This window comes from uncultured Campylobacter sp., assembly GCF_938045535.1.
Lineage (GTDB): Bacteria > Campylobacterota > Campylobacteria > Campylobacterales > Campylobacteraceae > Campylobacter_B.
On the sequence record NZ_CALIMQ010000248.1, the window covers coordinates 1 to 8,167 of the forward strand.

Below are 8,167 nucleotides of genomic sequence, written 5' to 3' on the forward strand. Positions count from 1 at the left end.
CGAATAAATTCTCCGTCAAAATCACGTCAAACTGCGCGGGCGCACGCACGAGCTGCATCGCGGCGTTATCGACGTACATAAACTCTAAATTTATCCCTGCATAATTTTTCGCTAGCTCGCTTACGACCTCGCGCCACAGCTGGCTTGTTTCAAGCACGTTGGCTTTATCCACGAGCGTTATCTTTTTATTTCGTAAAAGTGCGGCCTCAAACGCGACCTTAGCCACGTGCTCGATCTCGGCGGCGTTGTAGCACATCGTATTTAGCGCGTCCTTTTCGTTTTTAACGCGCGGCTGCCCGAAATAAATCCCGCCCGTAAGCTCGCGCACCACCATTATATCGACGCCCTTGATGATCTCAGGCTTTAGCGTCGAAGCGTTTATCAGCTCATCAAAAATCATTGCAGGACGCAAATTTGCAAACGCTCCAAGCTCTTTGCGAATTTTTAGCAGTCCGCTTTCGGGGCGCAGTTCGCGCGGCAAGCCGTCCCATTTAGCGCCGCCGATCGCACCAAAAAGCACCGCATCGCTCGATTTAGCGGTATTTAGCGTCTCATCCGGAAGCGGAACGCCCATAATATCGATTGCCGCGCCGCCCATCAAGCGGTAGTCAAAATTTAGCTCAAAATTAAATTTATGGCTTACGGCATCCAGCACCTTGATCGCTTCTTCGATGATCTCAGGGCCGATTCCGTCGCCTTTTATCACGCATACGTCGTACTTTTTCATCCAAATTCCTTACAAGTTTATCTTTGTTTTTGCATAATTTATCGCTCCGCCGGCATCGAGGAGCTTTTGCATAAACTCGGGGATCGCGCCGAATTTATACTGAGTTTTTTGAGTTAAATTTTTAATTACGCCGCCCTTTAGATCGATGCTAAGCTCGTCGCCCTGCGCGATCTTGTCCGTCTCGTCGCATTCGAGGATCAAAAAGCCCGTGTTGAAGCTGTTTCGATAAAAAATCCTAGCGAAGTTCTTTGCGATCACGCATGAAATTCCGGCAGCCTTAAGCGCCATCGGTGCGTGCTCGCGCGAGCTGCCGCAGCCGAAATTTTTCCCCGCTACGATGATGTCGCCGCGAGCTATTTTGGACGAAAAATCCCTATCCGCATCCTCCATGATATGCGTCGCAAGCACCGCCGCATCGGAGGTATTTAAGTAGCGCGCCGCGATAATAATGTCGGTGTCGATATCATCGCCGAATTTCCATACTTTTGCCATATTTCCGCCTTAAATTTTAAAATAGATGCGCGATTTTACCGACAAATTTATTAAAATCCGCTCAATCGCTCCGATATGAGGGCGGAATTCCTCGTTTGAAATTTAGGGCTAAATTTAAACGCAAAAGCTCAGAGATAGGAAGTGCGGAGGCGTTAAATTTTAAAGCGGCAACGTGAAGGAAGCGGAATTTTGGCGCGCTAATTTTCGTCTTGCGAACGCGGAATTTTAACGGGTAATCTTAAATTTATCTAAAAATATAACCTAAATTTTAAAATTTAGCCTAATTTCTAGAATTTGAAAAATCATTAAATTTAGATAGTTCGCGCCGTATATAAGCAAAAATAAAGAGCGTTTCGGTATAATCCAATTTTCCAAAACCAAATACACAACGACACAAGGAGATTTTATGGCGAGCCCAAAAGACGCCTTAACGCCCATCGAGCAGTTCTTCGACGACAATCAAAAAAGCTACATCACCTACGAAAGACTGATAAAATTTTTTGACAAGGCTCCCACCGCGACGGCCGTTAAGAAGGTCGAAGCGCTTACGAAAAAATTTGACGTCGAGCTGATCTCCGCCGCAGAAATCTCCAAAATCAAAAATTTAGAGGACGCGAAACTCAAAGAAGCCACGCAAAAAAAGCTGCTGGATGAGGGCTGGGACGAGGAATTTGATCTATCCAGCGACGTCGAGCTTTTGGAGTGGAGCCGTTCGGACAGCCCGGTGCGGATGTATCTGCGCGAAATGGGACAGATCCCGCTGCTGACCAAAGAAGAGGAGATCGAGATCAGCAAAAAAATCGAGCTCGGCGAGGACATCATCATCGACGCGTTTTGCTCGGTGCCGTACTTAATAGACTTCATTTTAGACTATAAAGAGCCGCTCATCAACCGCGAACGTCGCGTCAAGGAGCTTTTCAAGAGCTTTGACGACAGCGACGAAGAGGGTGAAGAGGAGGACGAAGAGGAACTATCGGAGGAGGATTACGACGAAGAGGATGAGGAAAGTGCGGACGAGGCGAAGCAAAGGCGATCCAAAAAGAACGATAAGCGCGCTCTAAAGGTCATCGAAAGCTTCAAGGCTCTTGAAAAAGCCAAAAAGGATTGGATGAAATTTGCCGAGAAAAACGCCGAGGCGATTAAGCAGAGCAAGGGAATTTTATCGAAGCTAAACTTGGCGTTTAAAAAGAAAATTTTAAAAGAAAAGCTCATGGATCTGGGGCCAACCAGCAAGCTCATCACCGAGATCGTAAAATCGATGGAGACCGCGCTAAAAAGCGACGAAGGCTTCGAAAAAGAGCTCAAGCGCCTGGAATACAAGCTGCCGATGTTTAGCGCCGAACTGCGCGAAAATCACAAAAAAATCCTAAAAGATATCACGAAGCTCAGCAAGGACGACATCATCGCGCGCGTGCCGGAAGCTACGATGGTCTCGACCTATGTTGATATAAAAAAGCTCTTTTTGACAAAAGAGGCAAGCAAACAAAGCTTCAATCTCGAGCCCGAGCGGCTGAAAGAAATTTTAGAGCAGATCAAACGCGGCAAGCGCATCAGCGATAATGCAAAGGCGCGCATGGCTAAGTCCAACCTACGCCTGGTCGTATCCATCGCCAAGCGCTACACCAACCGCGGGCTGCCGTTTTTAGACCTCATCCAGGAGGGTAATATCGGGCTTATGAAGGCTGTGGATAAATTTGAATACAAGCGCGGCTATAAATTTTCGACCTATGCGACGTGGTGGATCCGCCAGGCGATCTCGCGCGCTATCGCCGACCAAGCACGCACGATCCGCATCCCGATCCATATGATCGAGACGATAAATCGAATTAATAAAATCACGCGCAAATATATGCAAGAAGGCGGCAAGGAGCCCGATATCAACGTCATCGCGCAAGAAGTAGGCCTTAGCGTCGATAAGGTAAAGCAGGTCATCAAAATCACAAAGGAGCCGATCAGCCTGGAAGCGCCGATCGGAAACGAGGATGACGGCAAATTCGGCGATTTCGTCGAAGACAAAAGCTCGGTTTCGCCGATCGAGCAAATTTTAAAATCCGACCTTAAAGAGCAGATCGACGATATTTTAGAACAGCTCAACGACCGCGAGCGCACGGTGATCCGCATGCGATTCGGACTGCTTGACGACGAGAGCGACCGTACGCTCGAAGAGATCGGCAAGGAGCTCAATATCACTCGCGAGCGCGTCCGTCAGATCGAAAGCTCGGCGATCAAAAAGCTAAAACACCCAAAGATCGGCCGCAAACTAAAAACCTATATCGAGAGCTAGAGCGAAACTCCGATATAATTTACTCTTAAAACGCTCGGCAAATTTAAAATTATAGATAGCCGGGCTTTGACGTAGGTATGATTGATCCTGATGTACGACAAAATTTAAATCCGCTAAGATCCGAGCCGAGACCGTCAATAATGTATTTTTAGTCTAAATTTATCAAATAGGACGCAAATCAGGGCACAGTAAAATGTAGTAGCACTCACTTGAAACGCCGATTTTGAGATGCTTAAGGTTTTAAATCTGTAGGTTTCAAACTCCAACAGAGTAAATTTACACATTGCCGAATGGACGCACTCCATGGGTTATAGCCAGTTTCAAACCCCATCGGAGATAATTTACACTTTGCTTGGCAGATAAGCTCAAGCAATTTTTCATCTGAGTTTCAAACTCCAGCGGAGGAAATTTACACATAATCTCGACTGCTTTAGGAAGGGATTTGATTGCGTTTCAAACTCCAACGGAGAAATTTACACTTGCCACCTGCGCCACCTATATTGCCGCTAATCCTATGTTTCAAACTCCAACGGAGAAATTTACACCCAGTTTTTTAAGGCACTTCTTATTAATTCTACTCGTTTCAAACTCCAACTGAGAAATTTACATAGTAAGGTTTTCGGAGGTTTGCGATGGAATTTATTTGTTTCAAACTCTAACGGAGAAATTTACACCGTTTCGGCTGAAAAGACCGAGATCGAGCAAAGCAGTTTCAAACTCCAACGGAGAAATTTACACAGCGCTAGAAATTCTATTTTTTCAGGCTATGAGTATTGAAGTTTATATTCTTACCCCTTAAATTTAGATAAGCGGCAAAGGCTGTTTAAAGTAAAATACCGTATTTGCGGTGTTTTGCAAATTTCAGCCAAAGCTTTATCGGTATATTTGCAAAATTCCAACCAAAATCGATAGCGCGATTTAACGGCGCAAAAGCCGCCGCCGTTTTGCCGCGCTGTCATTCCGCCTCACATCATCTGGCTGGCTTACTGCATGCCGACGAACCGGCAACTCGGCACCGACAAACTTTGACACACACTCAATCGCATCCCGCTTGCCGCACTGCCGTACCCGCAATCGCAGCACCCATAAATTTTGCCGGATTGCCGTGCCGACAACCGCAATACTATATTAAATTTACTGCTCCGCCGTGCCGTCCCACTCTTAAAATTACCTTCTGTAGCCAAGGGTGTACTGGATAACACGACGTCGGTATTTTTGTTTTTCTCTAAATTTACCTTCCGTAGCGTCGCCAAATTTAACCGCGTCGCAAGCTGCATTTTTTAAGGTAGCTATAAATCCAGGCTCCGAGTAATAAAATCGCCGCGAGGCAGTACATATAAAAGGCCGCGCCGTTTTCATACTCCACGTCCTGCGCGCTAAAGACCTGCTGCGACATCTCGGGGTTTCGCGCCGCCTCGTCCGCGATCTGCGCCATCACCTCATCATCATGCACGTCTAGCGTGATCTTTCGCAGATCGATGAAATTCGTCCGCTTATCCAGATGCCTGCCGCTGCGACCCGTGACGTAAACGCTATGCGAGTAAAAATTTAGATAATAAAATCCCGCGTCGTCTTTCAAAAGCCTTTCCGAGATCTGCCGCACGGCGCCTTTAAACGGATTGTCGCCCGCCCTTTTTAGCGCACTTAGCTTACTGCCGTCTGCTCCAAATTTATAATACACGTACCAAAACGCATCTTTGAGCAGGCCTTCGGCGCCGCTGCCGCGCGGGCGATTTAAAATTTTATCCTTGCTTAGATAAAATATGCCGTTTTTGCTCGCAAACAGCATGTATTCCTGATGCCCACTCTGAAAATTTAGCGGCGTATAGGGCTCGTTTGCAGCCTCAAACCTCTCGCCGTTCATCAGCACCGCGCCCGTAGCTGGATCAAAAAGAAACTCTATGCCCGAGTTTGGCTCCACGAGATACATCTGCTCACTAGGCGTGAAATTTAGCCTCTCGCCGTCCGCATAGACGCTGCGTCCGTCGCTTAGCCAATTATCGATCAGGCGAAAGTGCACGGGCAGCTCGGGGCCGTCTTCGTATATGTTTTTTCGCCTTATCTGTTTTAGATTTTTTACGTCCGCGCCCTCTAAAATTTTACCCTCGTAAAATACCCGCTCGCCGTCCGTGGCCACATACGGGCTCTCGGTCAGTGGCCAGATGGGCGCGCTAGTATCAAGTCTGGCGTAGGGATAGTTGTACTCCTGCGGCCATTTGGAGAGCCCGAACGCATGTAAAAACACTTTATAAATGTAGCTTATCGCACCGCCCGTGCGCTGCGTGACGTCCGAGCAGAAGTAGCTCACGCGTCCGTCGCTGTAGTAGCGAGAGCCGATCTTTTGCGTGCGAGCGGGATCTAGCCCCGTCATCTTGCGAGCGCCGCAAAATACGCTACTAGCGTCCATACCGACGTTTGTGTAGGAGTATCTGCCGGTATCAAGCGCGCGAAAGCTCGCCGCGTCCGCACCGCCCTCTAACTCGTAAGGAGCAAGGTTCCAAGAGCGTAGATAAATTTTGCCGCCGATGTCGTAATAATCGCTTCTGCCGATCTTTTGCGCGTCCGCGGGCAGCTCGCGCGAGCGGTCATACACCGACAGCTCATAGATAAAAACGAGCGAGACGAAGAGCGGCACGAAAAGTATCGCAAAGAGCAGCTTTAGCGCCTTTTTATCAAATTTACTTAAATTATCTGCCTTTTTCATAAGGCAATTATATATCTTGCTAGTTTAAAACGTTAGAAATTTGCGAGCGTTTGCGAGGAAAATTTTAAAATTTAGGCTGCGGTAAATTTAGCGGCGAAAGCTGCGAGTAAATTTGACGACTAGCCAAAGCTCAAATTTACCCGCAATTACGCGAAACTACGCAAGCTCCGCGCAAATTTAACTTAATACCCGTCAAAATGCTTGGTCTTTGGCAGTACCAAATTTAGCGTAATACCGATAAGCGCGCCAAGCCCCACGCCGCTAAAGCTCATCGCGCCAAAGTCCAGCACCATGCCGCCGATCGCGCAGACGAAGATGAGCGCGACGATGATCATATTGCGCGGCTCAGCTAGGTCCACGCCGTTTTTTATGAGCGTCTCCATGCCCACGCTAGCGATGATACCGAAAAGCAGCAACATAATGCCGCCGATGACGGGAGCGGGGATCGTGGAGAGCGCGGCGCCGAGCTTACCCACGAAGGCTAGCAGTATCGCTGTAAGCGCGGCAAAGGTCATGATGGCGGGATTGTAGGCCTTCGTGATGCTGACCGCGCCCGTGACCTCCGAGTAGGTAGTGTTCGGCGGTCCGCCAAAGCAGCCTGCTAGCGACGTCGCGAGTCCGTCGCCTAGCAGAGTGCTTTTAAGTCCGGGATTTTTGAGGAAATTTTCCTTCGTTACGTTGCTGATCGCGAGCATATCGCCGATGTGCTCGATCGCGGGCGCGATAGCGATAGGCACCATGTAGATCACGGCTTCGAGCTTAAAAACCGGCGCGGTGAAATTTGGCAGCGCAAACCACGGCGCGTTTAGAATCGGCGTAAAATCCACGATCCCGACAAACAGCGACGCGCAGTATCCAGCCGCGATGCCGCAAAGTATGGGCACTAGGCGCAGCATACCGCGGCCAAACATCATCACGACGATGACAGCCGAAAGCGAGATGAGCGCGATCGTAAGCGACTGGCCTTGCGTATAGAGCGCCTCCTTGCCCTTGCCCATGACCATATTTACGGCTGCTGGCGAGAGGATGAGACCTATCGTCATGATGACGGGGCCGACGACCACGGGTGGTAAAATTTTATGCAAAAACCCCTCGCCTTTTAGCCTAATAAGCAGGCTCAGAACCACGTAAAAAAGCCCCGCCGCGATCACTCCGCTCATCGTCGCGGCGATGCCCCACTCTTTCACGCCAAAGCTTAGCGGCGCGATAAACGCGAAGCTAGACGCGAGAAAGATCGGCGGAACGTGTTTGCGCGTGATGAGCTGAAACAGCAGCGTGCCGATGCCCGCGCCCAAAAGCGCCATGGCGGGGTTCAAGCCCGTCAGCAACGGTACCAGAACCATTGCGCCGAAAGCGACAAATAAAATCTGCGCCCCCGCCACCGCTTGTTTCAAATATTGCATGATGACACTTTCTTTACAAAAACACGGCAGATTATAACGGTTGCCTGCCGCAAGGCAAAATCCTTCTTCAAGCTGTGCCGCATTTTGATGCGATGAGGCCGTCTGAAAACCTCAAACCCGACGCAAGGAGTCCGTCATGCTGCCCCCGCATCCGCTGCATTCCCTGTTTGCCGCACGGCATATCGCCGTTATCGGAGCCAGCCAGCGTTCCGAAACTTTAGGCGGCCGCGTGTTTGCCTCCATGCTGAACCACCCCTTTCAAGGGCGGCTGACGCCGGTGAATTTGCGCCATCCGACGGTGGCCGGTTTGCAGGCCTATGCCCAAATCAGCCAGATTGACGACAAGCCTGATGCGGCGGTTGCAGTCTGCCATGTCTCCGCCCACCCCGGTATTGCCGCCGCCTGCATCCGCCTGCGCATCCCGTATTTATTGTGCATTGCGGACGACGGCGGTTACGACGGGGAATCGCTGGCACGTCTGCAGAAGGCTGCCGCTTCGGGCAGGACGCAGATTACCCTGTGCAGTGCCGACGGTTTCAACCTGCCCGCGCAAAATC

6 protein-coding genes and 1 CRISPR repeat array are annotated in these 8,167 nt (G+C 49.6%); of the genes, 2 read left to right on the forward strand and 4 right to left on the reverse strand.

Annotated features, from left to right (window positions below):
• A partial coding sequence (gene leuB / locus Q0095_RS07745) for a 3-isopropylmalate dehydrogenase (RefSeq protein ID WP_297882864.1) occupies positions 1 to 727 on the reverse strand: 727 nt, incomplete at its 3' end.
• Positions 728 to 736: 9 nt separating this feature from the next.
• On the reverse strand, positions 737 to 1,219 hold the full coding sequence (locus Q0095_RS07750) for a 3-isopropylmalate dehydratase small subunit (protein ID WP_291937702.1): 483 nt from the start codon (positions 1,217 to 1,219) through the stop codon (positions 737 to 739).
• A 406-nt stretch (positions 1,220 to 1,625) separates the two neighbouring features.
• On the opposite strand from Q0095_RS07750, the gene rpoD reads away from it, so the two are divergent.
• Entirely contained in the window at positions 1,626 to 3,503 is a 1,878-nt protein-coding gene (gene rpoD, locus Q0095_RS07755; protein ID WP_297882867.1) for an RNA polymerase sigma factor RpoD, read from the forward strand.
• Positions 3,504 to 3,755: 252 nt separating this feature from the next.
• Positions 3,756 to 4,241: direct repeats of the CRISPR family, unit length 29 nt; unit sequence GTTTCAAACTCCAACGGAGAAATTTACAC.
• A gap of 517 nt (positions 4,242 to 4,758) precedes the next feature.
• On the opposite strand, the gene Q0095_RS07760 is transcribed toward rpoD, so the two are convergent.
• Together Q0095_RS07760 and Q0095_RS07765 are read right to left on the reverse strand one after the other, a co-directional pair.
• Positions 4,759 to 6,207: a DKNYY domain-containing protein gene (locus Q0095_RS07760; protein WP_297882868.1), complete on the reverse strand. Its 1,449-nt coding sequence runs from the start codon at positions 6,205 to 6,207 to the stop codon at positions 4,759 to 4,761.
• Between the two features lie 182 nt (positions 6,208 to 6,389).
• On the reverse strand, positions 6,390 to 7,610 hold the full coding sequence (locus Q0095_RS07765; protein ID WP_297882870.1) for a uracil-xanthine permease family protein: 1,221 nt from the start codon (positions 7,608 to 7,610) through the stop codon (positions 6,390 to 6,392).
• Between the two features lie 136 nt (positions 7,611 to 7,746).
• Here Q0095_RS07765 and Q0095_RS07770 point away from each other — a divergent pair.
• Positions 7,747 to 8,167, forward strand: a 421-nt coding sequence (locus Q0095_RS07770) for a CoA-binding protein (protein WP_297882872.1), incomplete at its 3' end; no start/stop codon positions are given.

Coding starts and splice junctions, on each gene's coding strand:
- Q0095_RS07760 (WP_297882868.1), bottom strand. CDS start 6,207: ATGAAAAAGGCAGATAATTTAAGTAAATTTGATAAAAAGGCGCTAAAG.
- rpoD (WP_297882867.1), top strand. CDS start 1,626: ATGGCGAGCCCAAAAGACGCCTTAACGCCCATCGAGCAGTTCTTCGAC.
- Q0095_RS07765 (WP_297882870.1), bottom strand. CDS start 7,610: ATGCAATATTTGAAACAAGCGGTGGCGGGGGCGCAGATTTTATTTGTC.
- Q0095_RS07750 (WP_291937702.1), bottom strand. CDS start 1,219: ATGGCAAAAGTATGGAAATTCGGCGATGATATCGACACCGACATTATT.